23 protein-coding genes are annotated in these 20,919 nt (G+C 57.1%); 18 read left to right on the top strand and 5 right to left on the bottom strand.

The window, feature by feature from the left end:
- Nucleotides 1–368 precede the first annotated feature (368 nt).
- The 7 genes from ACQ7C1_RS29575 to ACQ7C1_RS29545 all read left to right on the top strand — a co-directional run bounded on the left by ACQ7C1_RS29575 (nt 369) and on the right by ACQ7C1_RS29545 (nt 5,485).
- Nucleotides 369–1,340 (top strand): CobW family GTP-binding protein, encoded by a 972-nt coding sequence (locus ACQ7C1_RS29575; RefSeq protein WP_430960872.1) that lies wholly within the window; start codon nt 369–371, stop codon nt 1,338–1,340.
- Between the two features lie 31 nt (nt 1,341–1,371).
- Complete coding sequence (locus ACQ7C1_RS29570) at nt 1,372–1,872, top strand: DUF1097 domain-containing protein (RefSeq protein ID WP_430960871.1); 501 nt, start codon at nt 1,372–1,374, stop codon at nt 1,870–1,872.
- A gap of 33 nt (nt 1,873–1,905) precedes the next feature.
- The gene (gene nthB / locus ACQ7C1_RS29565; RefSeq protein ID WP_430960870.1) at nt 1,906–2,649 is read left to right on the top strand and encodes a nitrile hydratase subunit beta; all 744 of its coding nucleotides are present in this window, start codon (nt 1,906–1,908) and stop codon (nt 2,647–2,649) included.
- 22 nt (nt 2,650–2,671) lie between these two features.
- Entirely contained in the window at nt 2,672–3,289 is a 618-nt protein-coding gene (nthA, locus tag ACQ7C1_RS29560; protein WP_430960869.1) for a nitrile hydratase subunit alpha, read from the top strand.
- 7 nt (nt 3,290–3,296) lie between these two features.
- On the top strand, nt 3,297–3,641 hold the full coding sequence (locus ACQ7C1_RS29555; RefSeq protein ID WP_430960868.1) for a nitrile hydratase accessory protein: 345 nt from the start codon (nt 3,297–3,299) through the stop codon (nt 3,639–3,641).
- Between the two features lie 22 nt (nt 3,642–3,663).
- Entirely contained in the window at nt 3,664–4,341 is a 678-nt protein-coding gene (locus ACQ7C1_RS29550; RefSeq protein WP_430960867.1) for an energy-coupling factor ABC transporter permease, read from the top strand.
- A 100-nt stretch (nt 4,342–4,441) separates the two neighbouring features.
- Complete coding sequence (locus ACQ7C1_RS29545; RefSeq protein WP_430960866.1) at nt 4,442–5,485, top strand: GlxA family transcriptional regulator; 1,044 nt, start codon at nt 4,442–4,444, stop codon at nt 5,483–5,485.
- 84 nt (nt 5,486–5,569) lie between these two features.
- Here the strand turns inward: ACQ7C1_RS29545 and ACQ7C1_RS29540 are convergent, their stop codons facing one another.
- From ACQ7C1_RS29540 to ACQ7C1_RS29525, 4 genes are all read right to left on the bottom strand, one after another.
- Entirely contained in the window at nt 5,570–6,805 is a 1,236-nt protein-coding gene (locus ACQ7C1_RS29540) for a Zn-dependent hydrolase (protein WP_430960865.1), read from the bottom strand.
- Nucleotides 6,806–6,867: 62 nt separating this feature from the next.
- A complete protein-coding gene (locus ACQ7C1_RS29535) occupies nt 6,868–7,566 on the bottom strand; it encodes an amino acid ABC transporter ATP-binding protein (protein WP_430960864.1) in 699 nt (232 codons plus the stop codon).
- A gap of 1 nt (nt 7,567) precedes the next feature.
- The gene (locus ACQ7C1_RS29530) at nt 7,568–8,377 is read right to left on the bottom strand and encodes an amino acid ABC transporter permease (RefSeq protein WP_430960863.1); all 810 of its coding nucleotides are present in this window, start codon (nt 8,375–8,377) and stop codon (nt 7,568–7,570) included.
- Between the two features lie 276 nt (nt 8,378–8,653).
- Complete coding sequence (locus ACQ7C1_RS29525) at nt 8,654–9,319, bottom strand: GntR family transcriptional regulator (RefSeq protein ID WP_430960862.1); 666 nt, start codon at nt 9,317–9,319, stop codon at nt 8,654–8,656.
- Between the two features lie 145 nt (nt 9,320–9,464).
- Here ACQ7C1_RS29525 and ACQ7C1_RS29520 point away from each other — a divergent pair, with 145 nt between their 5' ends.
- The 11 genes from ACQ7C1_RS29520 to ACQ7C1_RS29470 all read left to right on the top strand — a co-directional run bounded on the left by ACQ7C1_RS29520 (nt 9,465) and on the right by ACQ7C1_RS29470 (nt 20,637).
- A complete protein-coding gene (locus tag ACQ7C1_RS29520; protein ID WP_430960895.1) occupies nt 9,465–10,388 on the top strand; it encodes a LysR family transcriptional regulator in 924 nt (307 codons plus the stop codon).
- A gap of 94 nt (nt 10,389–10,482) precedes the next feature.
- Nucleotides 10,483–12,471, top strand: coding sequence for an acyltransferase family protein (locus tag ACQ7C1_RS29515; protein ID WP_430960861.1), 1,989 nt, complete (start codon nt 10,483–10,485; stop codon nt 12,469–12,471).
- Between the two features lie 352 nt (nt 12,472–12,823).
- Nucleotides 12,824–13,039, top strand: a complete 216-nt coding sequence (locus tag ACQ7C1_RS29510; protein WP_430960860.1) for a transposase — start codon at nt 12,824–12,826, stop codon at nt 13,037–13,039.
- A 135-nt stretch (nt 13,040–13,174) separates the two neighbouring features.
- On the top strand, nt 13,175–13,537 hold the full coding sequence (locus ACQ7C1_RS29505) for a transposase (RefSeq protein ID WP_430960859.1): 363 nt from the start codon (nt 13,175–13,177) through the stop codon (nt 13,535–13,537).
- Nucleotides 13,538–13,925: 388 nt separating this feature from the next.
- Nucleotides 13,926–15,089, top strand: a complete 1,164-nt coding sequence (locus ACQ7C1_RS29500; RefSeq protein WP_430960858.1) for a UbiA family prenyltransferase — start codon at nt 13,926–13,928, stop codon at nt 15,087–15,089.
- The gene (locus ACQ7C1_RS29495; protein WP_430960857.1) at nt 15,086–15,508 is read left to right on the top strand and encodes a GtrA family protein; all 423 of its coding nucleotides are present in this window, start codon (nt 15,086–15,088) and stop codon (nt 15,506–15,508) included. The genes ACQ7C1_RS29500 and ACQ7C1_RS29495 overlap by 4 nt, the downstream gene beginning before the upstream one ends.
- Complete coding sequence (locus ACQ7C1_RS29490) at nt 15,505–16,830, top strand: FAD-binding oxidoreductase (RefSeq protein ID WP_430960856.1); 1,326 nt, start codon at nt 15,505–15,507, stop codon at nt 16,828–16,830. Before ACQ7C1_RS29495 ends, ACQ7C1_RS29490 begins: the two co-directional genes overlap by 4 nt.
- Nucleotides 16,830–17,564: an SDR family oxidoreductase gene (locus tag ACQ7C1_RS29485; RefSeq protein ID WP_430960855.1), complete on the top strand. Its 735-nt coding sequence runs from the start codon at nt 16,830–16,832 to the stop codon at nt 17,562–17,564. The genes ACQ7C1_RS29490 and ACQ7C1_RS29485 overlap by 1 nt, the downstream gene beginning before the upstream one ends.
- On the top strand, nt 17,561–18,766 hold the full coding sequence (locus tag ACQ7C1_RS29480; protein ID WP_430960854.1) for a hypothetical protein: 1,206 nt from the start codon (nt 17,561–17,563) through the stop codon (nt 18,764–18,766). The genes ACQ7C1_RS29485 and ACQ7C1_RS29480 overlap by 4 nt, the downstream gene beginning before the upstream one ends.
- A gap of 380 nt (nt 18,767–19,146) precedes the next feature.
- Nucleotides 19,147–19,428, top strand: coding sequence for an acyl carrier protein (locus ACQ7C1_RS29475; protein WP_430960853.1), 282 nt, complete (start codon nt 19,147–19,149; stop codon nt 19,426–19,428).
- Entirely contained in the window at nt 19,429–20,637 is a 1,209-nt protein-coding gene (locus ACQ7C1_RS29470; RefSeq protein WP_430960852.1) for a beta-ketoacyl-[acyl-carrier-protein] synthase family protein, read from the top strand.
- A gap of 53 nt (nt 20,638–20,690) precedes the next feature.
- Here ACQ7C1_RS29470 and ACQ7C1_RS29465 read toward each other — a convergent pair.
- Nucleotides 20,691–20,919, bottom strand: a 229-nt coding sequence (locus ACQ7C1_RS29465; RefSeq protein ID WP_430960851.1) for a transposase, incomplete at its 5' end; no start/stop codon positions are given.

The following is a 20,919-nucleotide window of genomic DNA, read 5'->3' as shown; positions in this document are numbered from 1 at the left end:
ACTGGTTTTGGGCAGAGCGGCGACCGACGCGTAAGCGGGTTGATCTCGCAATCCACGTACTCCCAGAGTTATTCGGCATGCTACAGCGCATTGGCAATCGGGTAACAGTATCTCAGCCAACCAACGCTCACATTTTGCTCATGTGCTCAAATATTAGCCGTGTGTATATTTTGGGCACAGATTGGCGTATTCTGCATGTGATTTGGCTGAAACTGCATCCATGGGCCCGTTGTAAGCCGGGCAGCTTCGTATTGTAATCATCGCCAACACTGCAATCCCGACAGGCTTATTGACCCTACCATCTGAAGCCATTCTCCGGATCTCACGGGATCGGGCTGGTCGAGTGTTGTCTTGAGCTGGAGACTAACGTGAGAAAAATCAACGCGACCATTCTGACCGGCTTTCTGGGTGCGGGCAAAACAACGCTGCTCAACCGTCTTCTGACCGAACGCTCTGAGGAGCGTATCGCAGTCGTCATCAACGAGTTTGGTCAGGTCGGCATCGACGGCAAGCTCGTCATCGAAACAACGGAGGACGTCGTCGAACTGAATAACGGCTGCATTTGCTGCACGGTGCGCGACGACCTGATCAGCGCCCTTCGCAATCTTCTGGCGTCAGATCGCGCCTTCGATCGCATCGTCATCGAAACGTCGGGTCTCGCCGATCCGGCGCCCGTCATCCAATCCGTCGTTCTGGACGAGGTCTTGTCCAGCCATGTTCAACTGGACGCGATCGTCACGGTTGTCGATGCCTGCCACGTCGATCGGCAGCTCGGTCAGGATGAAGCCGTGGAGCAGATCAGCTTTGCCGATCTCATCCTGCTCAACAAAACCGATCTGGTGTACTTGGATGAGTTGGCCGTGGTGGAGAGACGTATCAGGCAGCTCAATCCGCTGGCTCGGCTCGTTCACACCAAAGACTGCGCTATTCCGATGAGCTCGGTTCTCGACCTTGGTGCCTTCGACCTCAAGAACATCTTGTCGATCGATCCGGCCATCCTCGAAGATCATGAACATGAACATGACCAGTCCATTTCCTGCGTCGCATTGCAGCGTGCAGAACCTCTGGACCCGGCCGCCTTCAATAGCTGGCTGAACCGCCTCGTACAGGCGAGCGGCGCCGATATCCTACGGATGAAGGGGGTGGTGAACTTCGCCGGCGAAGCGCGCCGCTATGTATTCCACGGCGTTCATATGACGCTCGAGGGCCGCCCGGGAAAGCCATGGATGGGCGATCCCCGCCTGAGCGAGATCGTCTTCATCGGCCGCAATCTCGACGAGGCAGAGCTTCGCCGCGGCCTCGAAAATTGTGTTCCTTGCGCCCTGGCCGTGGCGCCTTAAGAAGTCCCTCACCAGAACAAGGAGAAGCCTCATGCCACCTCTTGTCGCTGCAATGATCAGTCTCGGTGTTCTTGGTGCACTCGACACCTACATCACGGCGACCGTGTTTCCGGTTCCGGTCTGGGTCACCTTTATTGCCTGGGCATCGTTCTTCGCTTGTGGAGGCGGCCAAGCAGGACTGATCAAATCGCTCGCCTCTAACTGGGTGGGTGTCGCGATTGCCTCAATCACCCTGCTGATCGTCGAGTTTGGCCCCGCCCATCCCGTGTTCGGAGCCATCCTCGTCGGTGCTGGAACGTCCCTCATGGTTCTCGCCTCCGCGGTGCCTATCTTGAATTTCACGCCTGCTGTTGTGTTTGGCTTTGCCTCCCTCGTCGGCACGTCGGCGGCAACCGACACCACCATCGTCACGTCCGGACTGTCCCATCCAACGCTGGTGACCATGGCCGCCATGCTCCTTGGAGCGATCTTCGGTTTCGTCTCAGAGCTCGGCACGCGTCTGCTCGCCGGTCCAAAGGCGATAACGGCCTGACTCATCGTCCTCTCTAACTAGGATAAGATCATCATGAAACTCCAACATTATCTTGGCGGACTGGAAGGACTCGGTCCGGTCAACACTGAAACAAGGGTCTTTGTTGAACCTTGGGAAACGCGAATTTTCGGGATCCACACAGCGATGATGGCTCTGTCGGCTCAATTGCCGCTTCCCCAAACGCCATCAGCCTTCCATACGATTTGGACCTGGGCCGATCTGCGCAAGGGGGCCGAAAGCCTCAATCCCTTCGACTATTTCAAGTATCGCTATTACGAGAAGTGGCTGGGCGGAATTTCGGGCTACTTTATTCAGCATGGCTACATCACTGAGGAGGAACTCGACGCTCTGACGGAGGAGTATTACGCCGACCCCTCGAAGCCCCTGCCAAGCGCAGGCCACGCTGCCATCGATGACCGTGTCGTCCAGTATCTGGTCGAAGGCGATAGTCCAGCACGCGACGTGCCGGTGGCAGCCGAGTTCTCGGTCGGCGATGTGGTCCGGATCGCGAATGTCCCGAGCGTCGAGCATACCCGTCTGCCTGGCTTCCTGAGGAGTGGGACGGGAGTCGTCGAAACCGTGTACCCCGGCGCTTACACCTATCTCTGCGACACTGGCCCCGATGGTATCGGCGAAGCGATGACCGTTTACTGCGTGCGCTTCGATCCGAACGAACTGTGGCCGGGCAATGCTGAACCGAACTTCAGCCTCTATGCCGACCTTTACGCGCGCTACGTCGCTCCGGTCGATGTTCCGCTATCGGTCAAGGCCGCCTAATCAATCCATCAGGGAGAAACAAATGTCTGAACGTTTCAAGTATCGCGATGACCGCGAAGCTTACAGTGCGGCGCGCGTGCGGGCTCTCGAAGCCTTACTCATCAAGAAGGGCATTATCACCGACCGGACCGTCGATACGGTGCTCGAGTTCTTCGAGACCAAGATGGGGCCTTTCAATGGCGCAAAGATCGTCGCCCGCGCCTGGGTGGATCCAGCCTTCAAGGAACGGCTTGTCGCAGATACGCCAAAGGCGATCGCTGAACTCGACCTGCCGGACGGCATGGCCGGCGCGGAAGGCGAGCACATGCGTGCCGTCGCAAATGCTCCGGGCGTCCATAATCTGATCATCTGCACGCTTTGCTCCTGCTACCCTTGGCCAGTTCTTGGGCTGCCGCCCTACTGGTACAAGGATCCTACCTTCCGTAGTCGTGCTGCCCGCGAACCGCGCGCGGTGCTTTCCGAGTTCGGCTTGCCGATCTCGGAGGATGTTGAGGTCAAGGTATGGGACTCGAGTGCTCAGATCCGTTGGTTTGTCGTGCCTGAGCGGCCAGCAGGAACCGAAGGTTTGTCGGAGACAGAACTTGAAGCTCTCGTCACACCGGAAGCCATGATGGGCGTTGCCGTAGCCAAGGCGGCCTGAGGTCCCGATGCTGACGCAGTTTGAACACTTTGCCGTCACCGAAATGCTGGGCCAGCCCGACAGTCCACCTCGGGCGAATGGCACTCTTTGTTTTGGGTCCGACTGGGAGCGCACGTCCTTCGGGATTGCGCTCGCGCTCGCAAAGGAAGGCTATTTCGAATGGGACGATTTTCGCGATGAACTGATTGCCTCGATCAAGAGGTGGGAAGATGAACATCCCGCGGATTATTCATCGTGGAATTATTACGATCAATTCCTGACGGCGCTTGAGAGCGCCGTCGTCAAGACCAACCTTCTGACCGCCTCGGAACTGCGTGAGTTCTTCTCTCTCGGCGATCAAGTCAACCAGTAACAGCTTTCACGGAGACACCAACATGCATATCGAACCTGGTATCGTGGACGGCGCCAAGATCGTCCTGAGTTATGCCACCGCCTCCGGCGCTGCGCTCTTTATCCTAAAATCTGCGCGCGCCGAGCTCCGGCGTCGGGGGCCGTCCTCACTTATGGCGCGAAGCGCCATCGCAACGGCGCTTGTCTTTTCCTTCTTCGAGATCCTTCCGCATTATCCGGTCGGCGTGTCGGAGGTGCATCTGATCCTTGGATCGACGCTCTTCCTGCTGTTCGGCGCAGCGCCGGCCGCAATCGGCCTTGCTGCCGGATTGCTGCTCCAGGGAATGTTCTTCGCGCCGTTCGACCTGCCCCAATATGGTATGAACGTCACGATCCTGCTCGTGCCGCTGTTCGCGCTGCAGGTCATTGCAAGCAAGGTCATCACGCCGAATACCCCTTATGTCGACTTGAAATATCGACAGGCGCTGACACTGTCGGCAGCCTATCAGGGCGGTATCGTTTCCTGGGTGGCGTTCTGGGCGCTTTACGGTCACGGTTTCACGATCGAGAACCTGCTGTCCATCGGGAGTTTCGGTCTTGCTTACATGACAGTGATCCTGATCGAGCCGCTTGTCGATGTCATGGTGCTTGCGGCCGCCAAGTCCGCCAGGGACATGTCGCGCAGCGGCTTTTTCGACGCCCGACTGACCTCGGCCAAGTGATTTCTGAAGGTGACCATCGCCCGAGCCCGGGCGGTGGTCTTTTGTTGGCAGGAATTTTGCTTCGGAATTCAGATAGACAAACGTGTTCAAGGGTACGCCAATGCGGATCGTTATTCTCGCGCCACCGGGCGTCCAATCCTTGGATGTTGTGGGTCCTGCAGAGGTCTTCTGGGAGGCCGCGCGGCGCTGCGGCGACGTGGGCAGATACGACATCCAGATCATGTCCACCGGCCAACCTTCGATCGGAGGCACCGGCCGGTTGCGGTTCCTTGCAGATCGTACGATCTTTGACAGCGATGAACCAATCCATACCTTGCTGGTCGCAGGCGACCCGTCGTTTCAGGCGATCGATCCGAAGGTTATTTCCTGGCTGCGCCGACGCGTGCCCACCGTCAGGCGATATGGATCAATCTGTACCGGCGTCTTCCTGCTTGCTGCGGCAGGACTGCTGGAAGGAAAGCGGGTCACGACCCACTGGGAATGCACGCCACGCTTCCGCAAGGAATACCCCCACATCCATCTTGAACCGGATTCCATCTATATCCGCGACGGCAAACTCATCACTGCCGCCGGCGTCACCGCCGGCATCGACCTTGCTCTCGCGCTTGTGGAGGAGGATCTTGGGCGCGAGGTCGCACTGGCCGTGGCCAGATACATGGTTATGTTCGTGAAGAGGCCCGGCGGTCAATCGCAGTTCAGCACGCACCTTGTCGGCCAGATGTCAGAAACGAGCTTCATTCAGAAGGCGCAAGACTTCATACTGGCCAATCTCGAAAGGGAGCTGCATGTCGATGCAATCGCCAGGAATGTCGGAATGAGCACGCGCAACTTTGGCCGCGTATTTAGACATGAGCTCGGAATGACCCCGCTCGACTTCATCATCGCTGCGCGGACCGATGCTGCTCGCCGGCTCCTTGAGGATACAGAGCGCCCGCTTCAGGCAATCGCCAAGGCATGCGGTTTCGCTGATGTCGCAGCCATGCGGCGGGCTTTCGCCAAGACTATCGGCGTTACTCCGAACGAATACCGCGCCAGATTTCAGATTCTGCGCGACCACAGGTCTGCCTTCCGGACATCTGACAATGCTCTTGCGGCGCAACTTCTTGGCGCCGACAACCTGTCGAAAGCTGCCATTGTGAGCTGAGCTGCCTTAAAGATCACGTCGTCAATCGCGGCAAAAAGCCTGAGCATACAAAAGACGTCCACGATGTCGTGACAGAGGTGACCATCAAGACTTGGCGAGAACGCGTGCGACATCGAACAGGAGGTTGGCACCCGCAATCAGATCAATGTCACGAGTAAGTTCGGCTGGGTTGTGACTGATACCGTCGACGCTTGGTACGAAGATCATGGCGGTTGGGGCAATCGTCGCAATCATCTGCGCGTCGTGTCCAGCTCCCGACGTCATCCGCCGATAGGATAGACCGCGCTTGTTCGCCGCGCCCTCTATGACGGCGACAATCTCCTGATCGAACGCGACGGGAGTTGAGCGCGCCAGTCGCTCGGTGCTGATCGACAGTCCCTCGTCGGCGGCCAGCCGCCCCAGGAACTCCGACAGCGCTCGTTCTTCTTCCAGCAGCCGATCTTCGACGGGGTGGCGAAGATCGATGGTCAGGGTCGCTCGAGACGGGATGACGTTGATTGCGCTGGGCTCGAATTCAATACATCCCACAGTCGCGACCATCGGCGAGTTGGAGGCCAGAGCCCGCTCCCTCAAGTAGGTGACGACGCGCGCAGCGCCGTATCCCGCGTCGCTGCGCATGGTGATTGGCGTGGTTCCGGCATGATTGGCGGTACCGTTGATTTTGACCCTCTGCCAGGAGATGCCTTGCAGGTTTTCGACAGCACCGATGTCGATACCCTCACGTTCAAGGACTGGCCCCTGTTCGACATGAAGTTCCACATAAGCAGCGGGTTTAAGAAACCCCGGCTCCTTTGCTCCGGCGAAACCAATCCGGCGTAGTTCATTGCCGAGAAGGGCCCCGTCGGTTCCGACCGTAGCCAAGGCTGCGTCGGTGTCCATCCCTCCGGCATAGACGAGGGAGCCCATCATGTCGGGTGCGAAGCGAACGCCTTCCTCATTGGTGAACGCGGCCACGACAACTGGACGAGACGGAACGAAGCCCTTGTCCTGCATGGCTTCGATCACTTCCAGCGCCGCAATGACACCGTAGCATCCGTCATAGATGCAAGCGTTAATGACGGTGTCGATATGGGAGCCCATCATCAATGGAATTTTGCCTTCGCAACCGCGAGGCTCCCAGATGCCGAAGATGTTGCCAATGCGGTCCACCGCCACATCGAGGCCCGCCGTCCGCAGCCAGGAAACGAAGAGGTCTCTTCCGAGCTTGTCGGCGTCGCTGGCGGCGAGGCGCGCCAGGCGGCCGTCACCGTCTTGGCCAAGATTTCCGAGTTCCCGGATCCGGCCGATCAACCGCGCGCCGTCTGTCGAAATGTCGGTCATGTTCATTCCTTCCGATCAAGTCGGTCATTTTTAAGCGGTGGCTAATCAGGCATTGCCGTGGATCAAATCCGGACAAACTCTGCGATACGGCCATCTTGCTTTCTGCGTTCCTCCAGCAGTGCTGGAGAGCCGTCGAACACGACTTTGCCTTTTTCCATGAAGATCACCCGGTCAGAGACTTCCATCGCGAACTTCATTTCGTGGGTGACGATCACCATGGTCCGGCCGGACTTGGCGAGGGCAGCCATGATGCGGAGCACTTCGCCAACGGTCTCGGGATCGAGTGCCGAAGTCGGCTCGTCGAAAAGTAGAATGGAGGGATGCATGGCCAGCGCCCTGGCGATAGCAACGCGTTGCTGCTGTCCGCCGGAGAGCTGGTGCGGGTACTTGTTCTCGTGGACGAGCATGCCGACCTGGGCGAGAAGCGACCGTGCGTCTTTCCGAATGTCCGAAAGGCTGCCGCGATGATGGTAGAGCGGCCCCATCATGACGTTTTCAAGAGCCGTCTTATGGGGGAACAGGTTGAAGTTCTGGAACACCATCCCGATCCGCAATGCGTCACTGCTGTTATGTCGAATGGTTTTAGCAAGCTTCTCGCGCGTCCCCGCGAGGAACGGCTTCTCTTCGAGATAGACGACGCCATGCTCCAGCGTTTCGAGACCGTTGAGCGAGCGGATTAGCGTCGTCTTGCCGGAGCCGGACGGCCCGAAGATTGAGACGACTTCACCAGGTTTGACCGACAGATCGAGGTCCTTGAACACCTCATGGATGCCGTAGGACTTTCCCGCCCTTCTCGAGGCGGATCGCTGGTTCGGCGGCCGAGGTGCGGACGTCGTCCTCGATCTGCTTGGTAATCGAGCCGCTGGGTTCGGCCTCCTCCGTCGTCAGTTCCGCGAGACGGCGCGAGAAGTCGAGGCGGCGTTCGAATGCCTTGAGCGCCGTGTCGAAGACGGTCACGATCAGGACGTAGTAGCAGGCGACTGCGACCATGGTCTCAATTACCTTGAAGTTCTGCGTGTAGTAGCGTTGCCCCACGAGCAGGATTTCGGCAAGCGAGATCACCGACACGAGCGACGTCAGCTTCACGATGGAGACGAATTCGTTTCCGAGCGAGGGCAGGGCGATGCGTAGCGCCTGCGGGATCACGATGAGCCGCTGGACGCCCGTGCGCGAAAGCCCAAGGACCTTTCCCGCCTCATATTGACCCTTGCCGACCGCCACGAGCGCGCCGCGGTGGATTTCGGCGATGTAGGCCGTCTCGCTCAACACCATCGCCAGTAGTCCGGCGACGAAAGGAATGGACAGAACACCAGCGGTCGACGGGAAAGCCTGCGGGAGATTATAGACGAAGATGAGTAGAACGAGCAGCGGAAGGCTTCTGAAGAACCAGACGTAAAGTCCGGCGGCCCGCCGAACCACCATCAGGCTGGAGCGGTCCGCGAGCGCGACAAAGAAGCCGAGGACCACCGCCAGGACCCATGTCGCCACGCTGAGTTCGACCACCAGCAGGGTCGCATTCCAGAAGTCGCGGCTCCAGAAGAGCCCGATCGTATAAGACCAATCGAAAGCCATTGTCATTTTCCCGTGAAGTCGACCGGGCCGCGGGTAGCGGCCTCGTGGCCTTCATCCTGTGGGGCCGCGGCAAGAGAGCGCCCGTCGCGACGCGCGGATAAGTGACTATGCCTGAACGGAAACATTCTCGTGCTCGATGCCATCAGCGCAACTATTATTTCGCGTTTCCCCCGGCGTTTGCTCGCTTGCCTCGCATATTGTCCTTCGCGAAGCCGGACTAGCCTTTACGCCCGTGCGTGTTGATTTGCAGCTCAACACATTCGATGGCGTCGACTGCTACCCCGTAATAGGCGTGGCTATATTCCCCTGCTCGACTCGGCGACGGCGAACGTCTGACCGAGGTCGGCGATCATGCAGCGTGTGGCCGATCGGGATCAGGCCGTTTCCAGTGGATGACAGTGGATGCAGAGGTGCCTGGACCTCATCAGCGAGCTGCAGGTCTGGGAGATCACGGGGGTGTGATCGAGCGACCAGAGGTGAAGAGCGCCTGTACCCAGAATTGAGCGTATGAGAATGGAGTGTTCCCAAGCGCGCCGTTAGCATATCAAACGCGAGAGCGGCAGCCTTGATGTCTCGCGGGCGCTGTCGCAGCTGCAACGCCGTGACCCGCGGACGCGCGCCCTGGCGCAGTTCCAAGAAGCCTTCAGCGGCGAGTTGTTCATAGACGACCGTGACCGTTGTCCGCGACACATGCAGTTCATTCGCCAGCCTGCGTAAGGATGGCAGCTGGCTTCCCGCTTCGTAGACGCGACGGAGAATCTGATGCTTGAGCGCTTCAAAAATCCGGCGCGCACCCGTCTTGGGCGCGCGCCCGGTCGCCACTTGCTTTTCCGACTGGACTATCTCCTTTCTGCCAAACTGGATGTTTCTTACCGGCCAGTATGATGCCAATCTGGGCCAAAGCAGAGAGGATACGATCGACGTATGGCTGGGGGCCGGCATCCACCATGCCTTTGTAGCGGGAGCCGTGGTCGTCGCATCGCTTGTTTCGACCGTGTTCGGAGCGCTTGCCAACAGCGGCTGCTGTCAATGGCATCTCCATGAAATTGGTAGCCGAAAAAGATCCACAGCATGGATGGTTTCAAACGTGCGATTCAAAGGCCTTGATCTAAATCTTCTCGTCGCACTCGACGCGCTGATGACCGAACGGAATCTTACGGTGGCGGCACGCAACATCAATCTGAGTCAGCCCGCCATGAGCGCGGCCGTCGGCCGGCTAAGAGAATATTTTCGCGATGACCTGTTCACGATGAACGGTCGTGAACTTTGCCTCACACCCCGAGCCGAAGGACTCGCCCCGGCGGTGCGCGACGTTCTCCTGAAAATTCGATGCTCAATTATTTCTTGGGAGCCATTCAACCCAGCTCAATCCGACCGTCGGTTCAGGATCCTTCTTTCGGATTTCATGACGCTTGTTTTTCTTGATAGGGTCATCGCCCGTGTTGCGCGGGAAGCACCTGCCGTCAGTTTCGAGCTTCTGTCTCTCGATAGTGACCCGAACGAGCTCCTCCGGCGCGGTGAAGTTGATTTTCTCCTGCTACCGGATCTGTTTATGGCGAACTCGCATCCCACCGCGAAGCTCTTCGACGAGAAACTCGTATGCGTGAGTTGTCCAACCAACAACGCGGCACCGCGGGAGCTCACATTCGAGCAATACATGTCGATGGGACACGTCGCAGTTATGTTCGGGCGTTCGTTGAGGCCTTCGATCGAAGAATGGTACTTGCTCGAACATGGGATCAAGAGACGCGTCGAAGTCGTCATGCAAGGTTTTAGCTTGATACCACAGGTGCTGAGCGGCACAAACCGCATCGCCACTATGCCCTTACGATTGGTCAAGTATTTTGAGAAAACGATACCCTTGCGAGTCATGAATCTTCCGCTGCCGCTTCCTGCTTTCACGGAAGCAGTTCAGTGGCCCGCACTTCATAACGGTGATCCGGCCAGTATCTGGATGCGCCAGATATTGATCGAGGAGGCGTCACGCATGGCGGTTCCGGATAATGCATAGGAGAGCCTGCCTTCACATGCTGGCCATCAAGATCTGTACTTTTTCGTCGGTACTGATGCGGTGAGACCGCCACATAGGGCATTCAAGTTTCGATATGGCTACACGAACTGAAACACATCATTTCCGAATGGATATCGAGGGGCTGCGTGCCCTTGCCGTTTCGGGAGTAATCGCATTTCACTTTGGCATGACCAGTGTGCCCGGCGGCTTTGTCGGTGTCGATATCTTCTTCGTCATATCTGGCTATCTCATCACCAGGCACATCCAGCTGGAAATCGAGCGAACCGGCTCGCTCGACCTCCTGCGGTTTTACGCGCGACGAGCTCGCCGGCTTCTTCCTGCATCCTGTTTGGTCATCCTGGCGACGCTCTTCTTCGGCTACTTCATTCTTTCGCCGCCCGAGCAGCAGCTCTATTCCAAGGAGTCGTTCTACGCGTCCGCCTATATGATTAATATGTGGCTTATCAGCTGGGCCGCCGACTATTTCGCTCCGGACGCGTTTAACAATCCGTTCATCCATTTCTGGTCGCTCTCGATCGAGGAGCAATTCTATCTCGTCTGGCCGGCCCTGCTGCTGCTTTTCGCTCGGCTCCGCCGCGGCAGATACGGGCTTTGCCTCCCAATGGCGCTAGTGGGCGTCATCTCCTTCGCCTTCTGCTGGCGCTATACCGCCATATCCCAACCATGGGCATTTTACTTTTCACCGTTCCGGGCGTGGGAGTTCGCCTGCGGAGGACTCGCCTTGATGATCTCCCAGGAAGCGGCCAAGCGCTTTCGGCTGACGCCCGTCTTTGGCTGGACCGGAATCGGCCTGATCGTGACGGCCTATCTCGGCATGTCAGAGGACGTGCCCTTTCCAGGACTGACTGCTCTGGTTCCGGTGGCCGGCACAGTGATGGTGCTTCTCAGCGGCACGCGGCCCGGCCCGGCGGGACCGCAAGTCCTTCTTTCGCTACCGCCGCTGCAGTGGCTCGGACGGATATCCTATTCGCTTTACCTCTGGCATTGGCCGGTGATCGTCTATTCCAGCATCTTGAAACCCGAGCTCACTATCTTCGAACGATTCCTGTGCCTCGCGCTGATCCTAGGTCTCTCAGTCTTCAGCTACCGCTTCGTCGAAAACCCGATGCGGAGGAACCCCTGGCTGTTGGCAAGGACGAGCCGCTCTCTCGGTTTTGCCGCGCTTCTGACCGCGTGTGGCGCAGCGGCAGCCTATGGAAGCGCGCGGTTGGCCAATCACAACATCGATCCCCAGCAGAATCTTATCCTCCGAAGCGCTGAGCGCGATTCGTCCGCCCGGCAGTTCGACGATGGCTGTCTTCTCAACGCCCAACAGGTGCAGCCCAAACCCTGTGAATTCGGCGCCAAATACCCCAGTAAGACGATCGTTCTCTTCGGGGATTCACATGCCGACCACTGGTCGACGCCGCTGATCAGCATCGCCAAAAGCAACCAGTGGCAGTTGGTCACCTATCTGAAATCTTCCTGCCCGGCGGCGGACATCACGATCTGGAATTCGATGCTCATGCGGAATTACGAGGAATGCGATCGATGGCGGCAGCTCGCGATGCGCGAGATTGCCACACGCAAGCCCGACATGGTGATCATTTCGGAATATTCCTCGGCCTACGTCAAGAATGACGTCAACGTCATATCTGCCCACCAGATCGACGCCGCCACATGGGCTCGGGGGCTCCGCAGGACCGTGGACGCCCTGGGAAGCGTTGTCACAAAGATCGCCGTGCTCCGGGATGGGCCCGTGCACAAGACCTATCTCGACAAATGCGTCGCGCGCGCGCTCTGGCAAAAAAGGGCGCCCGAGACCTGTGACACGCCGCGCAGCGGGGCGATGGAAGAGACGATCCCGGACGCGGAAAGGAAGGCCATTTCGGATATCGGGAATGCCTCTTACGTCGACATCACCGACCTGTTCTGCAACAGAACGACCTGCCCCGCCATGATTGGCGGCAAGCTGACTTTCCGCGACCGCCACCACATCGCAACCCCTTTTGCGGCGACGCTTGCCACCCCGCTTCAGCGGGCGCTTTTTGGAACGATGAATGCCGGCACACCGACCAACTGAGGCAGGGGACACGCAGCCTGCGGTCGAGAATTTTTGCCGCGGGTGCTGGCGCCGTAGTTGGGCTGTTCCTCCTCCCGGTGCGGATGAGGCGGTCGTAAATCGGGCAACATCGGGCTCCGGCTAGTCTGCACACCCTTCCCGCCGGGTCGCTGTGCTTTGAGAGTGAAGTGGAGGTATCCATTGGATCGTTAGAGCCTGACCGAAAATTAAAGTGAGTGATTTCGGCTGGTGAAAATTCGCTGCGGTTAGCAAAGACTGCGGAGAATCGGATGCCCTGGACCGGAACCACTCTGCCTCATAAGACAAACCCGAACTATGTCGTGCAAGTGATTGCACCCACGGGGCATGGCGATTGTCGCGCCTTTTCTGGCGCGCTGCTGCAAGGTCGGACGTCTATGTATGCGACGATTTGCTATGGAATGCAATTCAGTGTCTTGCCGCGTCGGGCTGTCAATGGCGGCTTCTGCCCAGGGATTTTCCGCCGTTTACGACGGTGCAGCGCCGTTTCTACCGCTGGCCGCGACTGCGGTCTGCTTGCGTTAGTCAGCGAGTCACCGGTTGTCGCTAGCCGCTTGCTTGAGGGCTGGGCCACTCGGTGAAGGCGACTGGCGGCGGCACGCGCGGCCTTGATGCAGGCAAGAAGATCAAGGGGCGCAAGCGCCACTCGTCACCGATACGGCGGCCAACATGCTCGAGGGGGATCGTGCACGAGGCGAGCGTTCAGGACCCCGACGGCGCACCCGGCCCGATCGAGATTGCCACAACGAGCTTTCCACGGCGGAAAAGCTCTTTGCCGACAGCGCTATGCAGCGAGAATCCGGAAAACCGCGCTGCCCCATCGAAGGCTTGGTCCTTGAAAATCGTGAAGCGCTCGGACAAGGCCAAGGAGTTCGCCGTTTTGCCCAAGCGCTGGATCCTGGAGCGGACTTTCGCATGGCTGGGCCATGCCTGCAGCTCGATAAGGACTGGGAAGCGTCAATCGCCTCATCCGAGGCTTGGCTCTGATCGCATCAATCCGGCAAACGGCAAGAGCAAATCGCGCGAGCCGAGAAAGGATAACCATTGATTGAGCAAACTCTTAGAACTTCCGGCCCCGCTGGCCTGGTTGCCGAACTGATCAATCCGAAGATCCGCCAGATCAAGTAGTCCAGTGGTTTCGGTCGCTGGCCATTTTCGCTTCCTTCAACTGCTAGTTCCGTGCTGAAAACAATTCGCTTGTATCCATAGTGAGAATGCCAACCATCCAAACAATCAATTTTCCTGATCCTGTTCAATCTTGCATAGCAGAAGCTTCTAATGTGGTGAGGCCGCCCCGTCGAACCAGTTGGTCTCATCGCAACCAGGCAGATACTGAGTTCGGATCGGCCTTCCGACTGGACCATTTTTATGGTGCTCAACTGGATATTTTTTGCAAGCCAGCTTGATGCCATTTTGGCTCAAAGTGAGAGGATACTATGAGTGGCGGCAGCAAAGACGAGAAGGCTCATGTACACCCGAGTCCAGGTGACACTGGGACCATCGGGTTCGAGCCCCGCATCACCCACCACGCATTTGACTCCACGGTATTCAAGAGAACAGTTCGGCCGCGGGTGTTTACCGTCGCGCCCTATGGTTTTGAGCACGCCCGGGCAAATGATGTTGCCGCAACGCTCGACGGTAAGTCTGATGCCTGCGATGGGTTCGCCGATACCCATTGCGGGGGTGGCCAGACAGTGTCGGAAACGCCTATAGCTGAAGCGAGGTCCCTCAAGCACTACGTCAATGCATTTCGGCCGCACCAATGGCTGAAGAATGTGTTGGTGTTCTTGCCGACCCTCGCTGCACATAAACTCGATTGGCCGACGCTCCTCTTATCACTGGAAGCGTTCGTCTGCTTCAGCTTGGTGGCTTCTAGCGTTTATGTCATGAACGATCTCCTTGATGTCTGCGCAGATCGGGCGCATCCGCGCAAGCGGTACCGCCCGTTTGCCTCACACAGCATCCCCACCGCACACGGAACCTGGATGGCAGCGGGGCTCATTCTTCCAGGCGGACTGATAGCAATGTTCATCGGCTGGGGCTTTTTCCTGGTGGTGGCGGGATATTTCCTTGTGACCACGGCCTATTCCCTGCATTTGAAACGACGCATTGTCATCGATATCTGTATTCTCGCAGGTCTCTACACCATTCGCATCGTTGCCGGTGGAATCGCGACATCAACTCCGTTATCGGTCTTGCTCATTGCCTTTTCAGTGTTCTTTTTTCTGTCGTTAGCGGCGGTGAAGCGACAAAGTGAATTGGTTGACGGCGCCGAGCGTGGCAGTCTGCAGGCTACGGGTCGAGGTTACCACGTCAACGACCTGCCAATCATCTCCATGATCGCGGTTGGGGCAGGATACGTATCTGTGCTGGTGATGACATATTATCTGAATTCGCCTGTCGTAATGGAGCTCTATCCCCATCCTCAAATGCTGTGGGGCGTCTGCGCAATCCTGCTCTATTGGATCACCCGCACAGTGATGGTGTCGCACCGCGGCAACATGCATGACGACCCGGTGATCTACGCCGCGAAGGATCGGACCAGCCAAGTATGCCTAGCGATCATTCTGGTCTTCGTTGCAGGCGGAGTGCTGAGGTGAAACGGCAGGGTCTAGCGTTACGCTATGCGGCATTCGCCGCCATCGCAATGGTGGTCAATGTCACCATGCAACATTCCGTCCTTCAGTTCGGGAATACGAGCGCCATTTTTGTGCTTGCCATGAGCGTGGGCACCATTGCCGGGCTGATGATCAAATACCTGCTCGACAAGTTTTGGATTTTCGACGATCAGGAAATCGGCCTCAAAAACGATGGGTGGAAGTTCTTACTCTATACGGCAGTGGGCGCCCTCACCACAATCATTTTCTGGAGTGCTGAGGCGGCCTCCTGGTGGATCTGGAGAACTGAGCTGATGCGTGACTTGGGTGCTGCCATCGGTCTGACAATCGGCTATCTGGTCAAGTACCAGCTAGATACACGCTTCGTGTTTGCAGGTCACCGATTGAGGATTGCTCCATGAAGCTCTCGGGTTGGGGAAGGTCTCCGCTCGTGGACGCGCAAGTCTATGTGCCCCGTGACCTCGAAGCTCTCCAGAAGCTGCTAGCTTCAAAGCCGAGTGTGATCGCGCGCGGCTGCGGTAGGGCCTACGGGGACAGCGCCATCAATTCATCTGCAACAATTGATATGCGGCGTTTGAACCGAATGTTGGCCTTTGATCCGAAAACGGGACAGTTGATCGCGGAAGCTGGAGTTGTTCTTTGCGACATCATCGCGGCTTTCCTGCCCCGAGGTTGGTTCCCGATGGTCACGCCGGGCACGAAGTTCGTGACGTTGGGCGGCATGATAGCCGCCGACGTTCATGGCAAGAACCACCGCAAGCATGGAAGTTTTCGTGGATGCGTGGACTGGATCGATGTAATTGGGGCCGATGGCTCAATCCAGCGCTGCTCAAGCAAGAGCCACGTAGAGCTCTTTGAGCACACTCTCGGCGGCATGGGGCTGACCGGAATCATTTTGCGGGCGGCGGTCCGATTGCGCGCAGTCGAAACCGGATGGATCCGCCAGACAACAATACCCGCGCCGAACCTCAAATCAGCGATGACAGCTCTAGAACGGGCTCAAGATTCGACCTATTCGGTGGCGTGGATTGACTGCCTTGGGACGGGGAAAAACCTGGGGCGCTCCCTTGTCTTCCTGGGAGATCACGCGAACGCCTCTGATCTTCCAACATATCGGTCTCTGCACCCTTTCGCTACTCCGGCAAGACGCAAACTTTCGGTTCCGTTCAATTTTCCATGCTTTGCTATCAATCGGTTTAGTCTCCGGGCCTTCAACGCGCTATACTATCGAATTGGCGTTTGGAATCGAGGTCAGCAACTCGTTGATTGGGATAGCTACTTCTATCCCCTCGACGCAGTTGCCGACTGGAATCGGGTCTACGGGCGCAAGGGGTTCGCCCAGTTCCAGTGCGCCATTCCCATAAAGCGCTCGGAAGAAGGGCTCTCGGCCTTGCTGCAGACAGTCGCCAAGGCAGGCGCTGGATCGTTCTTGGCCGTTCTCAAGCGGTTCGGTCCGCAGGAGAGCCGCTTTTCATTCCCAATGGAAGGCTACTCCCTTGCTCTTGATTTTCCCATCACGACCAAAACCTCCCATCTATTGGCAAACCTTGACCGAATTACAATCGAGCACGGCGGGCGCTTTTATCTCGCAAAGGACAGCCGCATGTCTGCTGAAACGCTACGTGCCTCCGATGGCCGGGTTGCAAGCTTCGTTCGAGTGAGGGCGAAAAGCGGCTGGAAAAGCTCGTTCCAATCAGCGCAAGCGGAAAGACTTGTGCTGTGATGAAGCCGTCCGTTCTTATCTTGGGTGCACGTTCCGATGTGGGCAATGCCGTGGCGCACAAGTTTGCAGCGCTGGGCCACCCGATCCAATTAGCCGCGCGCCAATCAGAAACACTCGATGCTGAAAAGACCAATTTGCAGCTACGATATGGAATCCCAGTAACCCTACACGAATTTGATGCACTTCTGACGGAAACTCACGCCCAGTTCCTGGCCATGTTGCCCGAGTTGCCCGAGGTCGCCGTAAGCGTCGTCGGCTTCATGGGGAGCCAGGAACGAAGCGAGCGCGATCAGCTCCTCGCCAGTTGCATCATGCGTAGCAACTACGAAGGGCCTGCCAATATCCTGGCATTGTTAGCCAACCGGTTCGAAGAACGCGGATCCGGCACTCTGGTTGGCCTCAGTTCGGTCGCTGGAGCGCGCGGACGCGCGACCAACTACGTCTACGGCTCCGCGAAGGCGGGCTTCACTGCCTTTCTGTCCGGGCTTCGTAGTCGTTTGGCGAAACGCGGCGTACATGTTGTGACTGTGCTACCTGGTTATGTCGCGACCAAGATGACTGAAGGCATGAATCTACCAGCAAGGCTCACGGCGCAACCGAGTGAGGTTGCCGAAAGTATCGTCGTCGCCGTCGAGCGAAAGAAGAACGTTATCTACGTTCGTCCAGTCTGGCGTATGATCATGCTGATCATCAGACTTATCCCGGAGGGGCTTTTCAAAAGGGTAAGGATGTGATCCGCTTCGTTCCAACAAAAAAGCAAATAGAATACTTTATTGCTGGATCTTTCATCATTGCTGGAATGTTCGGCGTGATATGGATTTTCATTGCTCAAGAACCGTTCCGGATATCGAATGGCTTGGAGTGGGATGCAGTACATTATGACAGACTTCTTCGGTTCTTAGCTGCTGGGGGTAGCTCGCGGTTGCGCATCGCCTTTCCATATTGTGCTCGCGTTGGGACACCTTGGATCCTCGTGAACATTTTTCATAATCGCTTCGGCTTTTATGAGTTCAACTTGGTTGCCTCGGGGTTGTTCTCCGCCACTTTGCTTCTTGCAACACGCTCACTATGGCATGAGAGCATAAAAGGCTTGACGGCAGTGATTGCGGCGTCGTCCTTCCTGTATTTTGCGCCGGTAAAATTTACAAACTTCTATCCGGCTTACATGGACCCCCCGTTTCTCCTTGTCCTTTCGTTTTGTCTGATTTTCATCAGAAAGAAGAACTATCTTCTCGCAAGTATTATATGCTTGGCAGGAATTCCATTCAGGGAAGCTAGTTTTTATCTTCTGCCACTGCTGGTAGGTTTCTATATCAAAACTGCACAAAGAAGCAGCGCCGCTTGGGTGACATCTATATCTATTATCATCTCTGGGTATGCTCTAAAAGAACTGATGCTTTTAGTATCTGATTGCGAATCCCAATCGCAACTCATTACCGCACTCTTTTGGTTCTATCGCTTTCTATCTGAGCCCGCGCATGTCTTAGGCTCGTTCGCTGCTATATCGCTTACTCTCGGTCCGCTGTACGTTGTTTTGGATAAGCGGACATTTAACCACATTAAATCGGACGACACCGTGATATTTTCCATCGTCGCATCAGTATACTCCGGGTTTTTGTCAATAGGTGGCGGATCGGACGTGACCAGGATATTTTATAGTTTTCTCCCCTTTTATGTACCTTTGTTGATAAAGTGCTTCAGGGTGTCAAGCCTGACGTCGTTTGCCCTTGCCTGTTTTGGCTGGCTGCTCACGAATCATATGCTCCACAAGTATGAACAGCCGATCTCCGAAGGGCTGAATAATGACATCTCAGGCTTCTTTGCTCAGTTTCCCGACTATGGACATCCCACTATAGCCTTGGTTGTCTTGGGAATATGGATCGTTCTGGCGACGTCGAGGAGACTAATTGAGCCACTAGAAGTTCATTTGGAGTGACTTGTGGCTTTGACGCCTCGGTGTTGATGAGTTGGGCCATCTTCCGTCGGGAGACCCCAACTTGCCGTATGTCGCCGTCTATCGCCATGACCCGTTGGCATGCGCGCATCCGCCTCAAAAAGGGCTCCGCCATCCAGGGCATGGATGGCTGAAATCTAAACAATAGATTTTCCTGATCCTAATCAATCCTGCATAACAACAGCAACTAACGCTCAGGTCGATGGCAACTTTCCATGGTTCCCGATGCTAAAAGATCCGGCCGGCGCTCATCTATCCATAATCGGCTTGATCGGCGGCACAAGCTTGCTGAGGCGCAATTCAGCACCGGGGTTCAGGATGAGGCGGCGTCTTAAGTTCAAACTCATGATGAAAGGAACAATATGTCTGATCAACTTACTAGGGAGGTTATTGCGATAATCAACAATCGAGCGCTAGCGGAGCAAGGCGCGTCGACAACCGCGACTCCGAGCGCCGAATTGACCATGGCAACGGAGTTGACTTCGCTCGGCCTCGATTCTCTTGCGTTCGCTGATATCCTCTGGGACCTTGAGCAAGCCCACAACATCAAGATCGAGATGAATACGGCGGATGCTTGGTCGAACCTACAGACGGTCGGCGATGTGGTTGTGGCTGTCCGAAGCTTGTTAGCCAAGGAGGCTTGAATGGATGGGCGCGTCGTTATCACTGGAATTGGCGGCTTATGCGGGCTTGGTACCGATGCCGCATCTATCTGGCGTAGGATGTGTACAGGCGTTTCCGCCATCGGGCCGATCGCCAATCCTCAGCTCCGTGAGCTGGCGGGTGTCATTGGCTCTGAGATCAAGACGTTGCCGAAGCACGACATCAGTCGAAGGCAGCTCGCGACCATGGACCGCTTCAGTCTTCTTGCCGTGCTTGCCGCGCGCGAAGCAATGCAACAGGCCGGGCTCTCCGGTGAAGAAGGAAATCCGCACCGCTTTGGTGCCGCCGTTGGCGTCGGTGTCTGCGGCTGGGAGGCGATTGAGGAGAATTACCGCGCACTCCTTTTGAGTGGCGCGAAACGGGCTGAAGTCCTTACGGCGCCAAAGGTGATGCCTTGCGCAGCTGCCGGTCAGGTCAGCATGCAATTCGGTCTGCGCGGACCAGTTTTTGGCGCCACGTCGGCCTGCGCTTCGGCTAATCACGCGATTGCTTTGGCGGCGGATCAGATCAGGCTTGGACGGGCCGACATCATGCTCGCCGGCGGCAGCGATGCGCCGCTTGTGTGGGGCGTGCTGAAATCATGGGAGGCGCTGCGCATACTTGCCCCGGACACTTGTCGCCCCTTCTCCGCGGACCGCAAGGGGGTGGTGCTTGGAGAGGGCGCAGGCATGGCCGTTTTGGAAAGCTATGAGCACGCTTCACGACGTGGCGCATCTATCCTCGCTGAGATCGCCGGGATCGGCCTTTCGGCGGATGCCTTCGACATTGTGGCGCCGGCGGCTGGGGGACCCGAAGCAGCGATGCGCGCCTGTCTCAAAGATGCGAGGTTGAATGTTGACGACGTCGATTATCTTAATGCGCACGGCACTGGCACCAAAGCGAATGACGAAGTCGAGACGGCAGCGATCAAGCACGTCTTCAGTAAGCGCGCATATTCAATGGCGATCTCGTCTACCAAGTCCATGCACGCACATTGCCTGGGTGCGGCGAGCGCCCTCGAAATGATTGCGTGTGTGATGGCGATCCGCGAAGGGATCGTTCCGCCCACGGCAAATTATAATGAACGCGACCCCAATTGCGATCTCGACGTCACGCCAAATGTGGCGCGTGAAAGGAAGATTCGAATAGCGCTAAGCAACGCCTTTGCCATGGGGGGCCTGAACGCAGTTCTAGCGTTCAGGGAAGTATAGCAACGACCGCGGGTTTACCATCTCGGCTTTACCGCAGCTAGGCTCAGGACTCGTTAGAGCCAGAAAATGACGGCTGCAGCGATGCAGATGGCTGAGAAGAAGGTGTGGGCGCATCGGTCGTAGCGAATTGCGATGCGGCGCCAGTCCTTGAGTTTTGCGAACAGGTTCTCGACCTTGTGACGCTGACGATAAAGGGCCGTGTCGTAAGCGTATGGGACTTTGCGGCTTCGGCTCGACGGGATGCACGGCTCGATGCCTCGTGCTTCCAGTTCCTCGCGGAAC

Origin of the sequence: Rhizobium sp. Nf11,1 (assembly GCF_050587665.1) — a bacterium.
Taxonomy (GTDB): domain Bacteria; phylum Pseudomonadota; class Alphaproteobacteria; order Rhizobiales; family Rhizobiaceae; genus Rhizobium.
Note: the sequence above shows the minus strand (reverse complement) of the source record. Positions and strands in the feature narration are given on the sequence as shown.

Bases quoted from the DNA above. Each gene is read 5' to 3' on its own strand.
- ACQ7C1_RS29570 (WP_430960871.1), top strand. From the start codon at position 1,372: ATGCCACCTCTTGTCGCTGCAATGATCAGTCTCGGTGTTCTTGGTGCA.
- nthB (WP_430960870.1), top strand. From the start codon at position 1,906: ATGAAACTCCAACATTATCTTGGCGGACTGGAAGGACTCGGTCCGGTC.
- nthA (WP_430960869.1), top strand. From the start codon at position 2,672: ATGTCTGAACGTTTCAAGTATCGCGATGACCGCGAAGCTTACAGTGCG.
- ACQ7C1_RS29555 (WP_430960868.1), top strand. From the start codon at position 3,297: ATGCTGACGCAGTTTGAACACTTTGCCGTCACCGAAATGCTGGGCCAG.
- ACQ7C1_RS29550 (WP_430960867.1), top strand. From the start codon at position 3,664: ATGCATATCGAACCTGGTATCGTGGACGGCGCCAAGATCGTCCTGAGT.
- ACQ7C1_RS29545 (WP_430960866.1), top strand. From the start codon at position 4,442: ATGCGGATCGTTATTCTCGCGCCACCGGGCGTCCAATCCTTGGATGTT.
- ACQ7C1_RS29540 (WP_430960865.1), bottom strand. From the start codon at position 6,805: ATGACCGACATTTCGACAGACGGCGCGCGGTTGATCGGCCGGATCCGG.
- ACQ7C1_RS29530 (WP_430960863.1), bottom strand. From the start codon at position 8,377: ATGGCTTTCGATTGGTCTTATACGATCGGGCTCTTCTGGAGCCGCGAC.
- ACQ7C1_RS29525 (WP_430960862.1), bottom strand. From the start codon at position 9,319: ATGCCGGCCCCCAGCCATACGTCGATCGTATCCTCTCTGCTTTGGCCC.
- ACQ7C1_RS29515 (WP_430960861.1), top strand. From the start codon at position 10,483: ATGGCTACACGAACTGAAACACATCATTTCCGAATGGATATCGAGGGG.
- ACQ7C1_RS29500 (WP_430960858.1), top strand. From the start codon at position 13,926: ATGAGTGGCGGCAGCAAAGACGAGAAGGCTCATGTACACCCGAGTCCA.
- ACQ7C1_RS29490 (WP_430960856.1), top strand. From the start codon at position 15,505: ATGAAGCTCTCGGGTTGGGGAAGGTCTCCGCTCGTGGACGCGCAAGTC.
- ACQ7C1_RS29485 (WP_430960855.1), top strand. From the start codon at position 16,830: ATGAAGCCGTCCGTTCTTATCTTGGGTGCACGTTCCGATGTGGGCAAT.
- ACQ7C1_RS29475 (WP_430960853.1), top strand. From the start codon at position 19,147: ATGTCTGATCAACTTACTAGGGAGGTTATTGCGATAATCAACAATCGA.
- ACQ7C1_RS29470 (WP_430960852.1), top strand. From the start codon at position 19,429: ATGGATGGGCGCGTCGTTATCACTGGAATTGGCGGCTTATGCGGGCTT.